Here is a 20,558-nt window from a genome sequence, read left to right on the forward strand (position 1 = left end):
GGGTTGCGGAACTACCGGCAGATTTTAAAAGCCTGCCACCCACACGACAAAGCAGGTAGCGGCCAAGTTTGGAGACGTGATGGAAGACGGTGGGCCATTACCCGCAGCGATCCATTCGGCGGGGCCGCCTGTTACAATAACCGCTGATTGATCCGTCGTAAAAAAGCTTCTTTGTACGAAGCGCTGACGGCGAGTTTGGCGCTGCCGATCACAACCTGGTTGTCGGCGATATGCTGTACATGATCGATGTTGACGATGTGCGAATTGTGGATGCGGATAAAGTTGGCGGGTAGTTGTTCTTCGAGTTCCTTCATCCGTTTGTAGATCAGCATCTTGCTGTCGGGAGTGATAATATTCACATATTCCTTCAATGCTTCGAGGTACAGTATCTTATCGTATTCCACTTTTACCAATTGCTTGCCCGACTTCACGAAGATGTATTTGGTCGAGGGAGCGTTCTCCTGAACTGGCGTGGTGTTGGTGGCTTGTTGCGTCAATACCGCCTGCGCCTTGGTTACGGCCTGTAAAAACCGTTTAAAGGTAACCGGTTTCAGGAGGTAGTCGATCGCATTGTATTCATATCCCTCCAGCGCATGCTCTGCATAGGCCGTACTGAAAATAATGTGCTGATCACGGGGCAATAAGGCGGCGAGGTCCATCCCGGAAATCTGCGGCATATTGATATCCATGAAAATAAGCTGCACCGTGTCTTTTTTCAGGAACTCCAACACTTCAAACGCATCGAAGCAGGTGGCTTTCAATTCCAGGAAGGGCAGCTTACGGACGTGATCTTCCAGCAGTTGTACTGCATTGGGTTCATCATCCACGATCAGGCAGGTTATGCTGTTCACGACAAAGGAATTTTTAAGTAGGCGATAAACTGGCCGTCTTTCTTCTCTGTACGCAAGGTAAAGTTTTGTCCGTATAATAGCTGCAGCCGGTTCTGCAGGTTGGTGAGTCCATTTCCGTCACGTTGCAAGGGCTCCTGGTCTTCGAATAGCGGGTTCACTACCGTCAGCTCGAGCTGAACCTGATCGAGTACCATTTTCATTGCCAGGGTATTGCTTTCGCTGCGTTTGTTGACGCCATGCTTAAAGACATTTTCAACCAGGGGGATCAACAACATCGGCGGGATGGTTACCTGGTTCACCTCGCCGGAGATTTGAAAATCTGTCTGCATAGGATGACGCATGCGCAGTTTCTCGAGGTGTATATAGTCATTGATAAAATCGATCTCCCGTGTCAAGGGAATACGCTCCTTGGGCCCTTCATCGACAAAATACCGCATGATATTGGACAGGCGTTCGAGCAACATGGCTGTATTGGGCGATTCGCGCTGGGCTACGAAATAGATGTTATTGAGCGTATTGAAAAGGAAATGGGGTTGCACCTGTGCTTTGAGCAGGTTGAGCTCGGCCTCGGCCGTACGGCGCTGCAATTGTTCTTGCTGTCCCCGCATCACGACGTAGTCAAATGCCAGCCGTACGGGCAGACTAAACAGGTATATGATGGTATTGAGAAAGAAGAGTCCCATGTATACACGCAGGGGAGGAACTTTCATGGGTTTATCCTCCGTACGAAAGACATACCACTCCAGCAACAGGTCGACACCGATGTAAGACCAGGTAACAGCGACCAGCAGCACCACCACAAGCAGTACATATAACCATTTGCTACGACGGCGATACACGTGGGGCACCAGCACAAGGGTATTGATGTATACAATCATGGCAAAGAAGCAGGTATAACAGATGGTCCTTACAATACTCTGCACAATCGTCACCCCTTCGTGAAAGAACAGCAGGAAGATGATCAGTGCCAGGAAGGTCCAGCTGAAGACCTGCGCCCATAATATGTTGATGCCTTTGCCGGCCGGTTTAGTCATACCCCAAATGTAGGGATCGGCCGGAGATAGCCATCCCGAATTCAACGAATGACGCCGTTTTTTCAATGGGTAAAACGGTTTAAGACGAACCCGGAAGCATTGAAAAGTGTGGGCTGTCAATTGAATGGGTTTGCCGCCCCCCCGTGGCTACCGCAATTTTGGGATCTAAAACAACCATTATGGACAAGATACTGCTCCTCATCATGCTGCTCGTACTGACGCACATAGCCCGCTGTCAACAGGTCATCAAAGCGGGTGATCCGGCGATCCGCTATGAGCTGATCAAACCGGGGGCATCGATCTACAAGATCGCTACCACCGATTCTGCAGGCAAGGTTCTGACCGAATTTACCTGCCGGCAAACGGTGTCGCTGAATGCCGCAAAAGGTTGGGTGATCCTGGTGCAGCAGCTTCACCTGCCTGACGGTCGCATCCTGCTCGACTCGACCATTGCGGATGGAAAAACCCTGGCCCCGGTGCGGATGCGCATGGTGACTACGCCCTCCTTTATGCAAATGGACCTGGATTTCCAGCAACAGGCCGTGCATGCCGTGGCCAACAAAGGCGGTAAGAAAACGGATACGCTGCACAGGATGGAGGCCGGTTATTTCGACTCCAACCTGCTGGAGTACCTCTATGGTTTGCTGCCGTATAAAAAGGGATTTACAGCCACACTCAACGCTTATACTTTTGAAAAGCAAGGTATGGATCCCTGGCAGGTGGAATATGTGGGAGAGGATATGATCTATACGCCAGACGGCCATTGGATACAGTGTCATGTGGCCAAAACCGGCAATGCGGGCAACGCACCGGATGGGCTGGCGTGGATCGAGAAGCGTACCGGCAGGGTGATCAAGCGGGTGATCCCGATGGGGAAAATGTTTTATATCGTCACAAAAGTATAGCCATGAACAGAAGTTGGCGCTGCGTAGTAAACATGCTACCAGTAGACCAGGCACCAACAAAAATAGCTACCAGGAATTCGTCTTTCGATGACGGACAGCCTGGTAGCTATTGTTTTTATAAGGAGGTTTGTTAATTAGTGGTCATACCTGGGAACCAGGGTCTGGCGATACCTTCCATGCGGAAAGGCCAGGGAACTGAAGCCAGGATGATGATCAGCGCGATCAGGAAAAACCAGAATGCCTTATTATGGGCGGTATAATCAGTGGCGCGTTTTACTTTACCACGTCCAATGGTGATGAGTACGATAGCGATCAGCATACCCAACATATGCTCTACTGCAAAGAAGCGCAGTACGGAATTTGACATGACGCTGCTGCCTACTGTCTGGAACAGTTTGAAGCCCATGGGCCGGGTGAAATACAGGTACAATCCCACTACGAAATTCAGGTGTGCAGAGATCATCAGGAACAGGTCTATTTTCTTATCCCCGGCATTCACCGGTCTCTTGTTGTTCTTGCCACTGAGGTGACGGAACAAGGCCACTATTAATAATATCAGAATTACCCACCGGAGAAAATTGTGTAAATGAAGCATACCTGTTTCCATAATAATTTCAGCTTTTGAAGTGTATGAATCGAAACCGGGCCAAAGCTACAACGCAAAACCGGATTTTCCCTACTCGACCCAATCGGCCAGGAAGATATTGGTATCGCGTGTGCCGCCATTGTTGCGGTTGCTGCAGAAGACGATCTTCTTACCATTGGGGCTGAACATGGGGAAGGCATCGAACCCTTTATCGCGGCTGATCTTGTGCAGGTTGGTACCATCTTCGTTGATCGTATACAGGTTGAAGGGGAATCCTCTTTTGTATTCGTGGTTCGATGCGAAGATGATGCGTTTGCTATCGGGCATATAGGCCGGCGCCCAGTTGGCCTGTCCGTAGGCGGTAACCTGGCGGGCGTTGCTGCCATCGGCGTTGGCCACCCATACTTCCATATTGGTTGGCGCTACGAGGTTTTCAGCGAGCAGGTCCTTGTATTCTTTGACCTCGGCATCAGTTTTGGGGCGTGAGGCGCGCCAGATGATCTTTTTACCATCGGGGCTAAACCAGGCACCACCATCATAGCCGAGGGTATGGGTGATGCGTTGTTCTTTGCCGGTTTTGAGGTCCATGATGTAGAGTTCGATATCGCCATCCTTCACGCTGGTGTAGATCATCTTCTTACCGTCGGGCGACAGGGTGGCCTCGGCATCGTAACCGGAAGAGGTGGTCAGTTGCTTCACGATCTTACCATCGAGGTCGGCCATGAAGATATCGAAGCTGGCATACAACGGCCAGATGTATTTGTTGCCGTATTTGGAGCGATCCGGCACGGGCGGACAGGCTTCACCGCCGAGGTGGGTAGAGGCATAGATGATGTGTTTGCCATCTTTGGTAAAAAAACCACAGGTGGTACGACCTTTGCCGGTACTGACACGTTTGTAGTCGAATTTTTCGCCCGGCGCGGGTACTTTTCCTACAAACATCTGGTCGCAGGGGATTCCATCTTTGGCGCTGGTACGTTGAAAGATGAGGTATTTGCCATCATAGCTGAAATAAGCTTCGGCATTGTCGCCCCCAAAGGTGAGCTGCTGCAGGTTCCTGAAATGCGTTTCCTCGGGGTAATGGAGGGTATCGGATGTCTGCCTAACGGGGGCTACCGGGCTGGAAACGGTTTTGAAGGCAGTGATCAGGGCAGTGACTGAAAGGCCGCCCAGTAAGATGACGAGGGAACTTCTCATGGTATGTATTTTTTAGTACCTGTTTTAGGAGTTGGCCGCAAAGGTATTTCAGTGTTTTTGCTTTTATACAAGAATTTTATCATAAACAGGATGCACAAAAACGGTTAGTTTTGAAGGATGATTATGAGATCCAGATTTATAGGATATTGCCTGCTGGGCCTGCTGATCGCCGGCTGTAAGGAAACGGAGGCAGACCGATCGAAAGCCCTGCTGAGCAAACCGCCCTATGCCAGCATCACCGATAGCATCGCCGCTGCACCCAAAGATGCGGAGCTATACCTCATCCGGGGTACCCGGCTGTCGCAGAACAACCTGCACGAGCTGGCGAGCGCCGACTATGAAACTGCCTGGAACCTGACGCCCAGTGAAAATACGGCGATGCAGTTTATTTCCAACCTGATGTTGGTTGACCGGCCGGTAGAAGCGGTTGGATTGCTGAAAGACTGTATTAAAAAATATCCCAACAATCCTTCCTTCCGTCGCAGGCTGAGCGAAGTATATGCCCAGGTGGGCGAAACGGAAGCGGCGCTGGAGGAGTACAATGCCCTGCTGGCCAAAGACTCGCTCGATTTCGAAAGCTGGTATGAGAAAGGTTCCCTGCTGCTGCAGCTGAAGGATACCAATGCGGCGGTGCAGGCTATGGAAAGATCGTACAGCCTGCAGCCGGTGAATTTTACGGGGCTGTCTCTCGCCAACCTGTATGCGTCTACCCGCAATCCGAATACGATCGCCCTCTGCGATGCGCTGATCGCCCGGGATTCGACCTTCGCCAATGAGGCTACGTTTCTGAAAGGCGCTTATTATTCGGACACCAAACAATTTGATGCTGCCCTCGCACAATTCGAGTTGTGCATTCAACAAAACTGGAAGTTTACCGATGCCTATATCGAAAAGGGCATCATCCAGTATGATCTGAAGCAATACGACAATGCGCTGAAAACTTTCACTATGGCTGCTACGGTCTCCAATACCAATGCCGATGCCTACTTCTGGCAGGGACGTTGTTATGAAGCGATGCACCAGCCGGCAAAAGCCATTGAGAACTACCAGCGGGCGCTCTCGCTGGACCGTGGATTTGCAGAGGCACGTGACGGTCTCCGGAGGCTGAAAGGATAAGCCGAAGCACAAACCCTTTTTGTACCAACCCATTATTTCATTCATCAATTTCTACAGACATGCCGATCGTAGCACCTTCTCTCTTAGCGGCCAACTTCCTGAAGCTGCAGGAGGAATGCCAGATGCTCAATGACAGCGAAGCCGAGTACTTTCACCTAGATGTGATGGACGGGGTGTTCGTACCTAATATCAGCTACGGCCTGCCCGTGATCGAACAGATCCGCACGGCCACGAAAAAAATATGTGATGTACATCTGATGATCGTACAACCCGAGCGTTATGCCGAAGCCTTTAAGAAGGCTGGTGCCGATATCCTGACCGTGCATTATGAAGCCTGCCCTCACCTGCACCGGAATATTCAGCAGATCAAATCGTTGGGCATGCAGGCGGGTGTATCGTTGAACCCACACACTCCGGTAGACTTGCTGAAAGATGTGCTGGATGATATTGACATGGTGCTGATCATGAGTGTGAACCCCGGCTTTGGCGGGCAGTCGTTTATTCTGCACACTATTGAAAAGATCCGGCAATTGCGCCGTCTGATCGATGAGCGGGCGCTCAATACAAAGATTGAAGTGGATGGTGGTATCACGCTGGAGAATGCCGCCAGTGTAGTGCGTGCAGGCGCCGATGTACTGGTGGCCGGCAGCACGGTTTTCAAATCAAAAGACCCCAAGGAGACGATCCGTCAGTTGAAACATATTGCCTAGTACCTTGACCGTATTCAGGCCGGCAATATACCCCGTGTATGCTGCCGGCCTTTTTCATGCTCCTATCTTCAACATTTTCGTCGAGCCATTCTCCTTACCGGTCGACACCTGACAGGCAACGGCTACCCCGTAGCAAACAAGTAGTATCAATACGTGTTTATTTCGCATACTAGGGTACCGGTTTAGTGCCTCTTTACAGTAACGACACCCCGGGTATATCTTTTGCACTCACCGGGGGAATACCCAATATCACAGGCCTGACCTTTCCACCCCCCAAACCTGACTACTCTAATTTTTCGGGATATGAAACAACTTTTGATCTATTTCATGCTCACAGGAGGGAGTTATGTCTGCGCGCAGGCGCAGGATACATTGCTTCAACACGTGCCTCCAGCGTGGACTTTGGAAAATGCAATCCAATACGCGCGGCAAAACAGTATTGCGGTGAATACCCAAAAGCTCACGGGCCGGTCGGCCAATGAGGACGTACTGGCCGCCCGGGCGGCCCGTTTTCCCTCGGTGTCAGGCTCTACCTCACAATCGCTGGTGAACAGTACCAATACCGACCCCATTGTAGGCGGTTTTCAAACACAGGCAAATTTCAATAGCAACTATTCACTCAACACCTCCATCGTGTTGTACAATGGTGGCTTTCTGAAAAACGATATCAAAGCCAAGGAACTGACACTGCGGTCGGCCTACCTGAGTGTTGCTGAAACGGAGAACGATATTACCCTCAGCATTACACAGGCTTTTCTCAACATCCTGCTGGCCCGGGAGAACATTACCTATATGGAAGAGCTGCTGGCCACTTCCAAAGCCCAGTTGAAACAGGGCAAAGACCTGTTCGACGCAGGCAGCATCTCCCGCAAAGATTACCTGCAATTCGAATCACAGGTGGCCAACGACCAGTACAACCTGGTCAATGCCCAAAACACGTACCGGCAAAACAACCTGGCGTTGAAGCAGCTGTTGTTGTTGCCTACCAGTTATGATTTTGCCGTATCGGTGCCCGACACAGTAAAAGTGGATAATGAAGGACAGGGCCTGATAGAAACGCAGGAGACGGCCCAGCGAACCCGGCCTGAAGTGGAAAACGGCCAGGTATCGGTACAGATCGCCGAAGCCAACCTGGCGAAAGTAAGGGCCGGTACCCGTCCGACGATCAGCCTCGGCGGCAATCTCTCGACCGGCTATTCCGACAACAATACCGAGGCCTACTTCAAACAGCTCAATGGCAACTTCTACCAGCAGTTGGGTGTCAGCATGTCCATCCCGATCTATAATAAGCGCATCAATAAAACCAATATCGCCAAAAACCAGATACTCATCGAGCAGGCACGACTCTCGGAGCTGGATATTAAAAACAACCTGAACCAGCAGATCGAGCAAGTGTACATCAACTGGCAAAACGCGCTGTCGCAATTCAAAGCAGCCGATGTGCAGCTAAAAACCAGTGAGGAAACGTACAACATTACCAATGAGCAACTGCAATACGGAGCCGTGAATATGGTGGAGCTGTTGCAACAGAAGAACACGTTTGTACAAGCCACGCAGAATTATGTTCAGGCCAAATACAGCTCTATCCTGTATGGCAAGATCTATGACTTCTACGCAGGCCTTCCCATCACCTTCTAACCCTATTGTTATACCGGATATAAATGGATGTATCATGAAAAAAATGAAATGGCTCATCTGGACACTGGTACTGGTCGCCGCGGGCGTGGGCATCTGGTTCTGGAAATTCAAGGAGGACAAGATCACCATCTACCTCAATACCGAGCAACCTACTTATGGCACCATCGCCACTACAGTAACAGCCACCGGCACCCTGCAACCGGTAGATACGGTAGCCGTGGGCGCCCAGGTATCGGGCACGATCGTAAAAGTATATGTCGATTTCAACAGCACGGTAAAGAAAGGGCAGCTGCTGGCACAACTCGATAAATCGCTGTTGCAGGCACAGGTAGATCAGATCAACGCCAACCTGCAACAGGCAAAGTCGAACCTGGTTTACCAGCAAAGTAATTATGACCGGCAGAATAACCTGTATAAAGTAGGCGCTATTGCTAAAGCTGAACTGGAAACAGCCTTGTACCAATACAACGCTGCCAAAGACAATGTCAACAGCGTAGCGGCGCAACTTACTTCGGCCCGGCGTAATCTTCAGTTTACCGAGATCTACTCTCCCATCGACGGTACGGTGCTATCGCGCTCGGTGAGTGAAGGACAAACGGTGGCATCGAGCTTCAATACGCCTACCCTCTTCAGCATTGCCAAGGACCTGACCAATATGCAGGTGCAGGCTTCGGTAGATGAAGCAGATATCGGCAGTGTGGTAAAAGGCCAGCGCGTGTCGTTTACGGTAGATGCTTTTCCGGAAGATACGTTTGCCGGCCGGGTGAAGGAGATTCGCCTGCAACCCAGTACCTCGGCCAATGTGGTATCCTATACCACGATCATCGACGCCCCCAACCAGGACAAAAGATTGAAACCGGGTATGACGGCCAGCATTTTTGTATACACCGAAGAAGTGCAGCATGCCTTGCTGGTATCGGCGAGCGCCTTCCAGTTTGAGCCCGACACCGTGCTGAAGAAGATCTATAAGATCGACCGTTCAGCCAGTGGGGGACGTGAAAGCGGAGAACGAACGGGGGGCGGGCGCGGTGGAGGGCCTCGCGGCGGCGAGCCCGATAGTGACAGCGATGGGCCACCATCGCCTGATTCGAGCGTCCGAAAGAAAACCATAACGGCCCATGTATGGGTCAAGCAGGATACCACGCTGGTACGCAAACGCGTAGTAACCAGTATGGATACCGAGACGGAGCGGGAAGTATTATCCGGCTTAACGACCAACGATATCGTGGTACTGGGCTATGAAGCCCTGAAGGGTAAAGAGAAACCGAAAGTGACCAGTCCGTTCATGCCGCAACGCCGGGGCGGCAACCGGAGTACTGGCGGCGGTGGTGGTGGAGGCGGCAATCGTCCTCCGCAATAGTTAACCAACTCCGTTAGTAGGCACTCAACAATCGATTATGGCAAACAAGATCCTCGACATATATGAACTGAAGCGGGAGTTTACAATGGGCAGCGAAACGGTGCGGGCGCTGAAGGGGGTATCCTTTGAAGTGGAGCAGGGCGAATTCGTGACCATCATGGGCAAAAGTGGTTCGGGCAAAACCACCTTGCTCAATATCCTTGGCTGTCTCGACAAACCCAGCGAAGGCAAATTCCTACTGGACGGTGTCAGCATCGGCGACCTCTCCCGCAATGAACTGGCCCGCATCCGCAACCAGAAGATCGGCTTCGTCTTTCAGTCGTACAACCTGCTGGCCCGTACCTCGGCGCTGGAGAATGTAGAGCTACCTTTGTTGTACAACAAAGCCATTGGTGCCCGTGAGCGGCATGAACGCGCTGTACAATCACTGGAAGCGGTGAAACTGGCCGACCGGTTGGGTCATCTGCCTAACCAGTTGTCGGGCGGTCAGCAGCAGCGGGTAGCCATTGCACGGGCATTGGTGAACCAGCCGGTCATGATACTCGCCGATGAGGCCACGGGCAACCTCGATACCCGTACCTCGTACGAGATCATGGCGCTGATGCAGGAGCTGAACAAGCAAGGTAAAACGATCGTCTTCGTGACGCATGAACCAGACATCGCCGCCTTCAGCTCGCGCACCATTACGCTGAAAGATGGCCGCGTGATCAAAGATGTAAAAAACACCAATATAGCATCTGCTGCCGCGGCGCTCGCCGCCCTGCCAGCGCAGGATGACTATTAAAGTATCATCGACATGAATATCATCAACATATTCAGCATTGCCGCCCGGGCGCTGCTTCGCAACAAGCTACGGGCCTTCCTCACGATGCTGGGCATCATCATCGGTGTGGCGTCTGTGATCACGATGGTGGCCATTGGCCAGGGCTCCAAGCAAAGTATCCGCGACCAGCTGACGACGATGGGATCGAATATGATCACCCTGCGGCCCAGCAGCAATGCAACGGTAGGCGGCGGTGCGCGCCTGGGTGCCTCCTCGCTGCAAACCCTTACCGTGGAAGATGTAAGAGCCATTGAAGCCAAAGCACAATACATCACCAATGTATCACCGGCCGTGAGTACCTCGGGGCAGGTGATCAATGCAGCCCTCAACTGGCCCACCCAGATGCAGGGCGTATCACCGGGCTACCTCGATATCCGGCAATGGAAACTGCAGCACGGGACCAATTTTACCGATGAGGACGTACGCACGGCCAATAAAGTGTGCCTGATCGGACAAACGATCGTAGAGAGTATTTTCAGCAATGGCGAAGACCCGATCGGCAAGTATGTACGCTTCAAAAAAATTCCCTTCAAAGTGATTGGCGTGCTGGAAGAAAAAGGCGAGAATGCTTTTGGGCAGGACCAGGACGATATCATCCTGGCGCCTTATACCACTGTACAAAAAAGGTTGATGGCCATCACGTATGTGCAAACCATTTATGCCTCTGCCGTCGACGAGCAAAGCTCGGACCTGGCAGTGGGCAGCATCAGCGACATCCTGCGCAAGCAACACAAACTGAAAGCCGGTGAAGCTGATGATTTCACGGTGCGTACACAGGCGGAACTGATCAGTACGATCAGTTCTACCAGTGAGTTATTGACCGTATTGCTGACCGCCATTGCCGGTATCTCACTGATCGTGGGTGGTATCGGCATCATGAACATCATGTATGTTTCCGTTACAGAACGGACGAAGGAGATCGGTTTGCGTATGTCGATCGGGGCCAGGGGAATCGATATCCTTCTGCAGTTTCTGGTGGAAGCGATCTTTATCAGCATCACCGGTGGCATCATCGGCGTATTGCTGGGGATCGCGGCTGCCAAGATCGTAACGGCGGTGTTCTCCTGGCCTACCCTGATATCGGAATCCTCGATCATCCTGTCGTTCCTCGTATGTGCCATTACGGGCGTCTTCTTTGGTTACTATCCGGCCAGGAATGCTTCCCGCCTCGACCCGATCGAAGCTTTGCGGTACGAATAACCGGGTGTTAGCTTATTTTGGCAGGAGGGAGTATGACTCGGCAAAAAAATATAGTTTTGACGGGTATGAAAAAACTCCGCTCGGCTATTATCGGCTGTGGTAAAATGGCGCAGGTACATGCGCAGGCATTGACGCAAATCGAAGACACTGAACTGGTGGCCGTTCAAAGCCGCAGCCTCGACAAGGCAACTGCCTTTGCAGCCCACTATGGCGCAGCAGCCTATACCGATATCGGCGAGATGATCCGCCGGGAGCAGGTAGAGGTGGTCGTGATCTGTACCCCGCACCCTGCCCATAAAGACGCTACCCTGGCTGCTTTTGTCGCAGGCGCCCATGTTCTGGTGGAGAAACCGCTGGCCATTTCCCTCGAAGATAGTGATGCGATGATCGCTGCTGGTGAGGCAGCCGGCAGACAATTGGGAATGATCAGTCAGCGGCGTTTTATTCCGGCGGCCCTGCGTATCCGCCAGGCCATCGATGCGGGCAAGCTGGGTACGCCCATGCTGGGATTTGTGGTGATGTATGGTTGGCGTGATGAGACTTATTACAGCAGCGATCCCTGGCGCGGCAGTTGGGCCGCAGAGGGCGGCGGTGTACTGGTGAACCAGGCGCCGCATCAGCTCGACCTGTTGCAATGGTATATGGGCAGTGAGGTGGAGGATGTGTATGGCGCCTGGAGCAATATCAATCATCCTTATATCGAAGTGGAGGATACCGCGGTGGCAGTGGTCCGTTTTAAGAATGGGGCACTGGCCAATATCATGGTCAGCAATGCGCAAAAACCCGGCATTTACAGCAAGGTACATATCCATGGTTCCAATGGCGCTACCGCTGGTGTGCAAACCGATGGCGGTGCCATGTTCCTGCCCGGCCGCTCGGCAGTACTGGAACCACCGATCAACGACCTGTGGACGGTGCCCGGCGAAGAAGGCTTGCTTGCCCAGTGGCAGCAGGAAGATACCGCCTTGTTCAACTCCATCAATGCGGCAGAATATTTCATACGACTACAACAGCAGGATTTCTTTCGTGCCATTATCGACCAACGCACTCCGTTGGTAACAGGATTGGAAGGTCGTAAAACCGTGGAGCTGTTCAATGCCATCTATCGTTCTTCGCAGGAAAGAAGGGCCATTCGCTGGCCGCTGTAGGGAGGTAGTGCTCCCTTCCCGATTACCTGGCGCGATCCATCCATGCAAAAACCCAATTGGCCTGGACTGGCGGCCTCCTCTCGGTCTACTTCATCTTGTGGTACATCTGCTCCAATACGCTGTGCGTTTCCATGCGCCAATCGGGCGCTCCTTTGGGCCATTTGAATTCATGGTCGATGATCAGGCGTCTTAATACCTGGTAGCCTTTTTCTGCCTGCTCTTTGTTGTAAAAGCAATCCACATACGAATCGCGGATGTCTTCCCAGTCGGGCATGCCGATGCCGCGACTGTACCAGTCGAAGATATCGGGTAGTCCGGCAAAGTTGATCTTGTCTTTCTTTCGCAGGATGTTGTCGCGGTAAAAAAGAGCATAGAATTTTACAATGCCCTTTGCTCTGGCTTTAATGGCACTGTCGGATTCAGGAGCTGTGGGTGGTATCCTCCACCAATTATTGATCGGATGAAAGGGATCGTTGCGTTTGTTTTGATGCACCTGCCCATCTGCGGCCAGGTTGAAGTAAACCGTTTTTCCGGATTCGTTGGTTATCTGCAGGCGGAGGGCCTGCGAGCTCAGCTCATTGATCTGCCAGGGCAGCTGCCAGCCGGTACGGTCGGTGAGGATCAAAGTGCGGGTATTGCCTGCTTTGACCACCCGCCAGGTGCCCGTTGTCATGGGGCCTCTGGGATTCAACAGGTAGGTACTATCCGCAAAGAGATCGATGCCTGGCGTAAACTCGTTGCCATCGGGGTCGCGCAACAGCTCGCGGGAAGTAGCCCCTTCGGTTTTTGCCACCTCCCAATGCTGACAAAGAGGGCCCCACTCATTCACCTGTTTGATACCCGCCAGCCGCGTCATCAGGGTATCGGCCCCCTGGGCAATGGTCTCTTTCAGGATATAGGGATCCCGGGCAGCATGTTTAGTGGGTGATTTGCCATCACCACAATGGATGAACGTAAGCATTCCGGCAAGCAGCAACAGGCGTACGATCGGGGTTGTCGACATAAGGGAATTACCTGGTGGTTTACCCGTATCGGTCAGGCGCCAGGTGTGGCCGCCAAAATATAATAAATAATGGATTTTTCTGTTTTAGTGTGAGCACAAATTCAACTAATTTCGACAGCATTAAAATTGACCGGTTGAGATTTATACCCTTACTTATTGGCTGCCTCCTCGCCTGTATCGCGCTGCCTGTTGTTGCCCAGAAGAAACCAGCTTATGTAAGCGGCAGGGTCGTCGACGAGAATGAGCAGCCCGTGAGCCGGGCATCGGTCATGATCCTGGGCCGTCGTACGGGTACGGCAACGACCGATTCGGGTACTTTCAGGCTCCAGGCACCGGTCGACAAAGCTTTCGCCATCGTTTTTACTTCAGCCGGCTTCAATACGGAACAGCGTAATTTTCTCCTGAGTGAAGGGGAAGAAGAATTCATCGTTATCCGCCTGGAGCGGGGCGCCCGCCAACTCGATTCGGTGGTCGTTACCGACCAACGGCAACGGCGTGAAGCAGGGTTGATCGTATTGAACCCCAAAAATGCCATCAACATCCCCTCTCCTACGGGCGGGATAGAAAGTCTGATCAAAGTGTTCGTAGGCTCCAACAACGAGCTCACTTCCCAATATTCGGTACGTGGCGGTAACTATGACGAGAACCTCATTTACGTCAACGACTTTGAGGTATTTCGTCCCTACCTGGTGCGTAGCGGCCAACAGGAAGGATTGAGCTTCATCAATCCCGAGATGGCCCGCAATGTGAACTTTTACAATGGTGGCTTCCAGGCACGGTATGGCGATAAGATGTCGTCGGTGCTGGATATCCAGTATAAAAAGCCCAAGTCTTTCGGCGGTTCGGCCTATATCGGATTGCTGGAGCAAGGCCTTCACCTGGAAGGCACCAGCCGCAACAACCGCTTCAGCTTCCTGGTGGGCGTGCGCAACCGCAGCAACCGCAACCTGCTGAGCAGCCAGGAAACCAAGGGCAATTATGTGCCTTCTTCTTCCGATCTGCAGGCCTTGCTGACCTATCAAATCAATAACCGCAACTCACTCGAGCTGCTGGGCAACCTGTCGCAAACGCGGTTTACGCTGGTGCCCGAATTCAGTCAGCTGACGACCTCTGTCTTTTCTCCTTTCTTCAGCGCCAACCTGGGACTGGACATTTATTTCGATGGTCGGGAACAGGATCAGTACCGTACGAATATGTTTGGTCTTTCCTGGATCCAGCAGTTGCGCAAAAACCTGCGCCTGAAATGGATGGTGAGTCATTTCGAAAACGACGAACGGGAATCGCTCGATATTACCGGTGCTTATCTTTTTGGCGAACGCTCTTTCGACAAGGGCAAGCCGGAGTATGGCCTGATCGTCAATCCGCTGGGGGCTGGTCTGTCACAAACTTTTGCCCGCAACAAACTCAATATCGGTGTTTGGAATGCCTCGCACAAAGGCTCGATTGACCTGGGACGGCATTACCTGCAATGGGGACAGACCGTCGAGCAACAAACGATCGACGACAAACTGCATGAATGGGAATACCAGGACTCGGCCGGGTATAACCTGCCTTATAACCCCAACCAGTTTAGCCTGAGCAAGGTGATCAAGTCGAAGGCGAACCTCGAAATTACCCGGCTCAGCGGTTATATCCAGGACAATATCAGTTTCAACGACTCTACGGGCTTTACCCTGCAGGCTGGTGTACGATACAACTACAACAGCCTCAACAATGAGTTTCTGCTATCGCCCCGGGTTGGTTTTTCGTGGAAGCCTGCTCACTGGAAAAGCGATATGGTATTCAGGGGGGCAGCCGGTATTTACAACCAGCCTCCTTTTTACCGGGAATTGCGCCGGTATGATGGCACCATCAACAAGGACCTGAAAGCGCAGAAAAGCTGGCAGGTGACGGCTGGGTTCGACTACAATTTCCAGGGACTGGACCGTCCTTTCCGCCTTACAGCCGAGGCCTACTACAAAAACATGTGGGATGTGGTGCCGTATGATATCGACAATGTGCGCCTGCGTTATTTTGGAGAGAACAGCGCCAAGGCTTATGCTACGGGACTGGAGCTGCGCCTGTTTGGTGAGCTGGTGAAGGATGCGGAAAGCTGGATCAGTCTGGGCTTTATGCGTTCGCGGGAAAACCTGGAGAACGATTTTTACTACAGTTATACCCTCGACTCCCTCAACAATCCGATCGACAGTGTGCAAACGCAGGGTGGCTGGTTTCGCCGGCCTACCGACCGGTTGTTTACGTTTGGGATGTTCCTGCAGGACTACCTGTCGACCAACAAGAACTTCAAGGTTTACCTCAATTTCCTGTATGGCAGCAACCTGCCCTATAATATCCCCAATAGCGTTAAATACCGCAATGCGCTCGTCATCGAGCCGTATATGCGCATCGATATTGGCTTCAGCGCCTTACTGCTCGACAGCGACCGGAGCAAACGCCGTAGTCATAGCCCCTTCAAAAACTTCGAGAATATCTGGGCAACGCTGGAGGTGTTTAACTTGATCGACCGCGACAATACCATCTCTTATCTCCTCATTAAAGATTTCTCCAACAGCACCTTCGCCATGCCCAACCGGCTTACGCCGCGGCTGCTGAACCTGAAACTGGTTGCCCGGTTTTAGCCCTTACATCGCCACCCCAGGGTCTAAAAATTCCCAAAACAACGATTTTCATTCCCGCAGCGGGACAGTATTGAAGTGTGCCAATTTCATAATTAACTATAAATCAGCCTTTAACAATTCCGGCATTGGATTCGCAATGTATGCGCAAATCCTTTTCCAGTGAACCACAATATCAACAACAGCGGTAAGAACGACAAAGCAGCGCCACAGACAGCCATTCAAAGAACACTTAGCCGTCTTATTCAGCCTGCTGCCGCCAATGCATCGGACCCGGCTACCCCACAACCCGAAAAAACTAATATTGTGATCACTCAAGTAAAGGTTCGCCCCAATCCATTTTTCACCGCCATTACCCTGGATGTGGCGAGCGAGCAAAGCAGACACACGATCGTGCGGATGTATGACACAGAAGGGCATATCGTGAAGATGTTTAGCTGGTACCTCGTAAAAGGAACGAATGTTACCAGCATCCAGGAGGTGAACCTGCTCAATGCAGGCACGTATCACCTCGACATGATCGACAACGAAGGAAAAATATTATACAGTACGAACGTAACCAAGGAAAACTTAGCGCGGTAGGTTATTGCGCGCTCCGAATAAATCGGCCGTCCTCTTTTCAGGGGATGGCCCTTTTTTTTATGGTTATCGCTGTATTATCAATTCTTTCTAATTTTGGGTATGACCAAGTTAAGTGTAAACATCAATAAGTTTGCGACCCTGCGCAACAGCCGGGGCGGTAATAATCCTGATGTAGTGAAGGCGGCAATCGATGCCCAGTTGTTTGGGGCAGATGGCGTAACGGTACATCCACGGCCCGATGAGCGCCATATCCGCTACCAAGACGCCCGGGACATCAAGCAGATCATCACCACCGAATTCAATATCGAAGGCAATTGCCGTGAGCAGAAGTTCATCGACCTGGTACTGGAAGTGAAGCCCCACCAGGTAACACTGGTGCCGGATGCTGATGGGCAGCTAACTTCCGACCACGGCTGGGATACCATTACCAACGCCGATTACCTGCGGGATATGATCAAGACCTTTCAATCGGCGGGTATACGTGTATCCATCTTTGTGGATCCGGTGATCGAGATGGTAGAGGGTGCGGCCAAAACAGGCACAGACCGGATAGAATTGTATACAGAAGGTTTTGCCCGGGAATACCTTATCGACAAAGAAAAAGCAATAGCTCCTTATAAAGCGGCGGCGATCCGGGCCAATGAACTGGGACTGGGCATCAATGCCGGCCACGACCTCGACCTGAAGAACCTTGCTTTTTTTGCCAAGAACGTTCCGGGTTTGCTGGAAGTATCGATCGGTCATGCGCTGATTGCCGATGCGCTGTATCTCGGTTATGAGAATACGATACAGCTGTATAAGCGGCAGTTGGTGTGAGGAAGGTAATGAGGTATAAAGGCAACTAGGCACAGAGGCAATGGAGGAAAAGCAAGAAGGCACTGAGGTAAGGCAATGAGGGATGTAGCTTAGTTTAATGCAGGCAGGCCACCGGGCCGGGTGGTCCTGCGCCGGCCGATGACACCGGCAAGCCCGATCCCATACATAAAATGATTGCTGGTAGTGCTGGTAATACCGATGCGGTATTGGGCATTGATCAACAGAAAGGCCTCATCGAAAATATTTACCTGGAGGCCCATTCCGGCAGGAATGATGGCCCCATAATACCCTTTGTATTTGGAGGCCCCTACCCCAATCTCCAGGTAAGGTGACAACACATATTTATTACTCAACATCTTTCCACGCAGTGAGGCGTCGATCTCCAACAACAGGTTGTCTTTGCCTGTTGAAATACCATCTTTCCTCGGATATTCCAGAAAAGAGCCGGTTATGGTAGAACTGAAGTCGAAGTAGGGTGAAAGTCCCTGGAGATAATTAAGCGCCAATCCCGGCGCCATTTCCTTGATCTTGCCAAATTGTTTGTTGCGAATGGCTGAGCCTAGTGAAGTAGCCCGAATAACCTGCGCAGATTTGAAGTCATTGAAAATAAAGTGAACACCAAACGTGGGATTTTGTATGTAGTCATCATCCTGGCTATGAGCATTTGTGCGCAAAAGTATGAAGGCCAGCACAAGGCCCGGGATTTTCTTCATAAACCTTGCAGTTTAGTGCAGATATGAAGCAAATGTAGCGGGTAGCCAGTAATTGTGGAAATTATTTATTCTCTTCCGAATCGCCTGTGGCAGCGGGTTTCTGACGGCCCAGGTATTCGACTTTTACCCGGGTAAGCCCTCTACCGGTGTAGCCTAATTTAGCGGCCGCCGTTTTGCTCAGGTCGATCAAGCGGGGATTTTTGGGATGCATACGATCGGTAATGCGTACGATCACACTTTTCTTATTTCGGCTATTGGTAACCCGTACCCAGCAATTGAGGGGATGTGTATTGCTGGCCGCCGTCATATTTTTCTGGCTGAAGATCTCTCCATTGGCCGTTTTGCGCCCTTCAAACTTATTGTCGTAGAAACTGGCGACACCATACTGCAGTCGCCCAACATTTTTGCTTTTGGTAAGTACAATACTATCCTTATGCTCCTGAGCAGCAGCCGCAACCGGTAGTCCGGCAAGCAATAAAGCATACAGAACATATTTCTTCATAGAATAACAAATGGATTATCACAGGATCGGCTTGTCGGCAAAGTAACGTTCTCTCAGCACCTTGTCTTCTGCATAAATATCCTCGTAGATCCGCAGTTTACCGTTCTTTCCTTCACAGGAAAAATAACGAATATAAATCGGAACCCGGTGAAATCCGGAAACGATGTGTTTCTCCTGCCGCGCAATCCAGCTCCTTAACGTATCAGGGTGGTATTTGAGTGTGTCGTCGCGTACCAAAAAATCGGCCAGCTTCAAAAACTCCTTCACGCGTACACAACCATGGCTCAGGGCCCGGTTGGCACGGCTAAAAAGCCAGCGCACATTGGTATCGTGCAGGTATACGCTGTATTTGTTGGCAAAGTTGAACTTGAGTACACCCAGCGAATTGTCATCCCCCTGCCGCTGCTTGAGTAGATAGGGGAAATGATTTTTGCTCAGCTTGCTCCAATCGATGGTATGGGGATCGATGATGCTGTCGTTTTTATCGACCACCATCAGGTTTTCTTTGCGTAAGTAATCTACGTTCTTCTGGATCTTGGGCAGCATTTCCTTAAATATGATACTATAAGGAACTGTCCATTGCGGGTAGATGATGAAGTTCGATACATTCGACGTCAGTAGGGGTGTTCTGGTCTTAGGCTGTCCGATAATCACGCGTGATTCCAACGCAAGGGTATCCATGCTGATCACCTGCATGTAATAGGATGGCAGATTGACCCAGATATAAGAAAGCGGCATGGTATCGGGCAATAATTTGTACCGGTCGAGGGTGATGGCTACGCGTTTGAACTTTTCCCAGTTTGTAAAATTGAGGCTGTTCGCTGTGTTCTCATTGATCCTGCCGGTTGTTTTCAATCCTTTGGATTGCTGGTACCGCATGATCGACTGGCGCCAGGTGGCGGTATCTATGAGTTCTGTGGGAGAAGCAACAATGTCTTCTTCGAACAGGCGGCGCTGCAAGGCATTGTGCAAGGCTACCGAGTCTTTATTGGGATAAGCTACGAAGGTGTAGCGTTTAAATGTCTGTATGGAATCCAGGAAAAACTTGAGGCCCTGCTTCAGGGAGTCGTAGCCCGCATGTTTGGGCTCCAGGTCGTGCAAGGTGGCGGATATATTGCCGGTATGGCGTGCCAGGTGAAAAATATCGAGGTAGAATTCGTTGTTGATGGCTGAATCATTGCGGTTGGTCAGGCTATCTCTGCCGATGCGGCCTTGCTTGAGGTGGCGGGCCGTTTGAAAGAAGGCATCGGTCAGCATGAGGTCGGCCCTGGACCAGAGGGCGGCATCTTTACGGGCGAGGGAATCGCCGGCCATCTTCTGCCGGATACCCGACAACGCACGGTAATGATAATCGGAGGGGAATAAACCATATTCCCGGGAATGCTCTATGAAAGCATAGAGGGAATCGCCCAGCGGAGACCAGTTTTCCTGCGCGCTCCAGAGCGGCTGGTAGTTTTCTTTTTCATATAAACCGGAGAGCAGCGAATCATTTATCAGGACAACGGTATCGTTGAGACGTCCCTTGTTGCTGTTGATAAATGCAATGGCCTTTTTGAGGTTATCGCTTACACGCACTTCAAACTTCTCCCGTACTTCAACGATGTCTTTTTCCGGGGGCTTCACTGTAGGCGAGCCACCGCAGGCCACGAGAAAAATAATGCAGAATGATAGTAAACCTCCCACCGTGCCTGCATACGTGCTCTTTTTCATTGTTTGTGTTAATTGATCGGGGCAAAAGTTTTGTATCTTTCAAAAGAGA

The 20,558-nt window shown here is 51.4% G+C and carries 19 protein-coding genes; 11 read left to right on the forward strand and 8 right to left on the reverse strand.

What is annotated here, in order from left to right; all coding sequences use genetic code 11:
• Window positions 1-131: 131 nt before the first annotated feature.
• The gene (locus P2W70_RS26460; RefSeq protein ID WP_276484567.1) at window positions 132-851 is read right to left on the reverse strand and encodes a LytR/AlgR family response regulator transcription factor; all 720 of its coding nucleotides are present in this window, start codon (window positions 849-851) and stop codon (window positions 132-134) included.
• Complete coding sequence (locus tag P2W70_RS26465; protein WP_276484568.1) at window positions 848-1,885, reverse strand: sensor histidine kinase; 1,038 nt, start codon at window positions 1,883-1,885, stop codon at window positions 848-850. Before P2W70_RS26465 ends, P2W70_RS26460 begins: the two co-directional genes overlap by 4 nt.
• A gap of 179 nt (window positions 1,886-2,064) precedes the next feature.
• On the opposite strand from P2W70_RS26465, the gene P2W70_RS26470 reads away from it, so the two are divergent.
• Window positions 2,065-2,790, forward strand: a complete 726-nt coding sequence (locus P2W70_RS26470; protein ID WP_276484569.1) for a DUF3108 domain-containing protein — start codon at window positions 2,065-2,067, stop codon at window positions 2,788-2,790.
• Between the two features lie 130 nt (window positions 2,791-2,920).
• Here the strand turns inward: P2W70_RS26470 and P2W70_RS26475 are convergent, their stop codons facing one another.
• Together P2W70_RS26475 and P2W70_RS26480 are read right to left on the reverse strand one after the other, a co-directional pair.
• A complete protein-coding gene (locus P2W70_RS26475) occupies window positions 2,921-3,385 on the reverse strand; it encodes a hypothetical protein (protein WP_276484570.1) in 465 nt (154 codons plus the stop codon).
• Window positions 3,386-3,466: 81 nt separating this feature from the next.
• A complete protein-coding gene (locus P2W70_RS26480; RefSeq protein WP_276484571.1) occupies window positions 3,467-4,573 on the reverse strand; it encodes a TolB family protein in 1,107 nt (368 codons plus the stop codon).
• A 123-nt stretch (window positions 4,574-4,696) separates the two neighbouring features.
• Between P2W70_RS26480 and P2W70_RS26485 the strand changes: the two genes are divergently transcribed.
• From P2W70_RS26485 to P2W70_RS26515, 7 genes are all read left to right on the forward strand, one after another.
• Window positions 4,697-5,689 carry a tetratricopeptide repeat protein gene (locus P2W70_RS26485; protein ID WP_276484572.1) on the forward strand — a complete coding sequence of 331 codons (993 nt, stop codon included), beginning with the start codon at window positions 4,697-4,699 and terminating at the stop codon, window positions 5,687-5,689.
• A gap of 59 nt (window positions 5,690-5,748) precedes the next feature.
• Window positions 5,749-6,399 carry a ribulose-phosphate 3-epimerase gene (gene rpe / locus P2W70_RS26490; protein WP_276484573.1) on the forward strand — a complete coding sequence of 217 codons (651 nt, stop codon included), beginning with the start codon at window positions 5,749-5,751 and terminating at the stop codon, window positions 6,397-6,399.
• Window positions 6,400-6,702: 303 nt separating this feature from the next.
• Window positions 6,703-8,037 (forward strand): TolC family protein, encoded by a 1,335-nt coding sequence (locus P2W70_RS26495; RefSeq protein ID WP_276484574.1) that lies wholly within the window; start codon window positions 6,703-6,705, stop codon window positions 8,035-8,037.
• A gap of 34 nt (window positions 8,038-8,071) precedes the next feature.
• Complete coding sequence (locus P2W70_RS26500; protein ID WP_276484575.1) at window positions 8,072-9,397, forward strand: efflux RND transporter periplasmic adaptor subunit; 1,326 nt, start codon at window positions 8,072-8,074, stop codon at window positions 9,395-9,397.
• A gap of 37 nt (window positions 9,398-9,434) precedes the next feature.
• Complete coding sequence (locus P2W70_RS26505; protein WP_276484576.1) at window positions 9,435-10,181, forward strand: ABC transporter ATP-binding protein; 747 nt, start codon at window positions 9,435-9,437, stop codon at window positions 10,179-10,181.
• Window positions 10,182-10,193: 12 nt separating this feature from the next.
• The gene (locus P2W70_RS26510; protein WP_276484577.1) at window positions 10,194-11,420 is read left to right on the forward strand and encodes an ABC transporter permease; all 1,227 of its coding nucleotides are present in this window, start codon (window positions 10,194-10,196) and stop codon (window positions 11,418-11,420) included.
• Between the two features lie 65 nt (window positions 11,421-11,485).
• Window positions 11,486-12,568, forward strand: coding sequence for a Gfo/Idh/MocA family protein (locus P2W70_RS26515; protein WP_276484578.1), 1,083 nt, complete (start codon window positions 11,486-11,488; stop codon window positions 12,566-12,568).
• Between the two features lie 85 nt (window positions 12,569-12,653).
• Here the strand turns inward: P2W70_RS26515 and P2W70_RS26520 are convergent, their stop codons facing one another.
• Complete coding sequence (locus P2W70_RS26520; RefSeq protein ID WP_276484579.1) at window positions 12,654-13,571, reverse strand: hypothetical protein; 918 nt, start codon at window positions 13,569-13,571, stop codon at window positions 12,654-12,656.
• A gap of 134 nt (window positions 13,572-13,705) precedes the next feature.
• On the opposite strand from P2W70_RS26520, the gene P2W70_RS26525 reads away from it, so the two are divergent.
• From P2W70_RS26525 to P2W70_RS26535, 3 genes are all read left to right on the forward strand, one after another.
• Window positions 13,706-16,189 carry a TonB-dependent receptor gene (locus tag P2W70_RS26525; RefSeq protein ID WP_276484580.1) on the forward strand — a complete coding sequence of 828 codons (2,484 nt, stop codon included), beginning with the start codon at window positions 13,706-13,708 and terminating at the stop codon, window positions 16,187-16,189.
• A 159-nt stretch (window positions 16,190-16,348) separates the two neighbouring features.
• Complete coding sequence (locus P2W70_RS26530) at window positions 16,349-16,768, forward strand: hypothetical protein (protein WP_276484581.1); 420 nt, start codon at window positions 16,349-16,351, stop codon at window positions 16,766-16,768.
• Window positions 16,769-16,867: 99 nt separating this feature from the next.
• Entirely contained in the window at window positions 16,868-17,584 is a 717-nt protein-coding gene (locus tag P2W70_RS26535; RefSeq protein ID WP_276484582.1) for a pyridoxine 5'-phosphate synthase, read from the forward strand.
• A gap of 89 nt (window positions 17,585-17,673) precedes the next feature.
• Here P2W70_RS26535 and P2W70_RS26540 read toward each other — a convergent pair whose 3' ends face one another.
• The 3 genes from P2W70_RS26540 to P2W70_RS26550 form a co-directional block, all read right to left on the reverse strand.
• Window positions 17,674-18,297: a hypothetical protein gene (locus tag P2W70_RS26540; RefSeq protein ID WP_276484583.1), complete on the reverse strand. Its 624-nt coding sequence runs from the start codon at window positions 18,295-18,297 to the stop codon at window positions 17,674-17,676.
• 61 nt (window positions 18,298-18,358) lie between these two features.
• Window positions 18,359-18,799 (reverse strand): septal ring lytic transglycosylase RlpA family protein, encoded by a 441-nt coding sequence (locus tag P2W70_RS26545; RefSeq protein ID WP_276484584.1) that lies wholly within the window; start codon window positions 18,797-18,799, stop codon window positions 18,359-18,361.
• An 18-nt stretch (window positions 18,800-18,817) separates the two neighbouring features.
• Window positions 18,818-20,509 carry a L,D-transpeptidase family protein gene (locus tag P2W70_RS26550; protein WP_276484585.1) on the reverse strand — a complete coding sequence of 564 codons (1,692 nt, stop codon included), beginning with the start codon at window positions 20,507-20,509 and terminating at the stop codon, window positions 18,818-18,820.
• Window positions 20,510-20,558: the final 49 nt, after the last annotated feature.

Source organism: Paraflavitalea pollutisoli (assembly GCF_029360705.1).
GTDB lineage: Bacteria > Bacteroidota > Bacteroidia > Chitinophagales > Chitinophagaceae > Paraflavitalea > Paraflavitalea pollutisoli.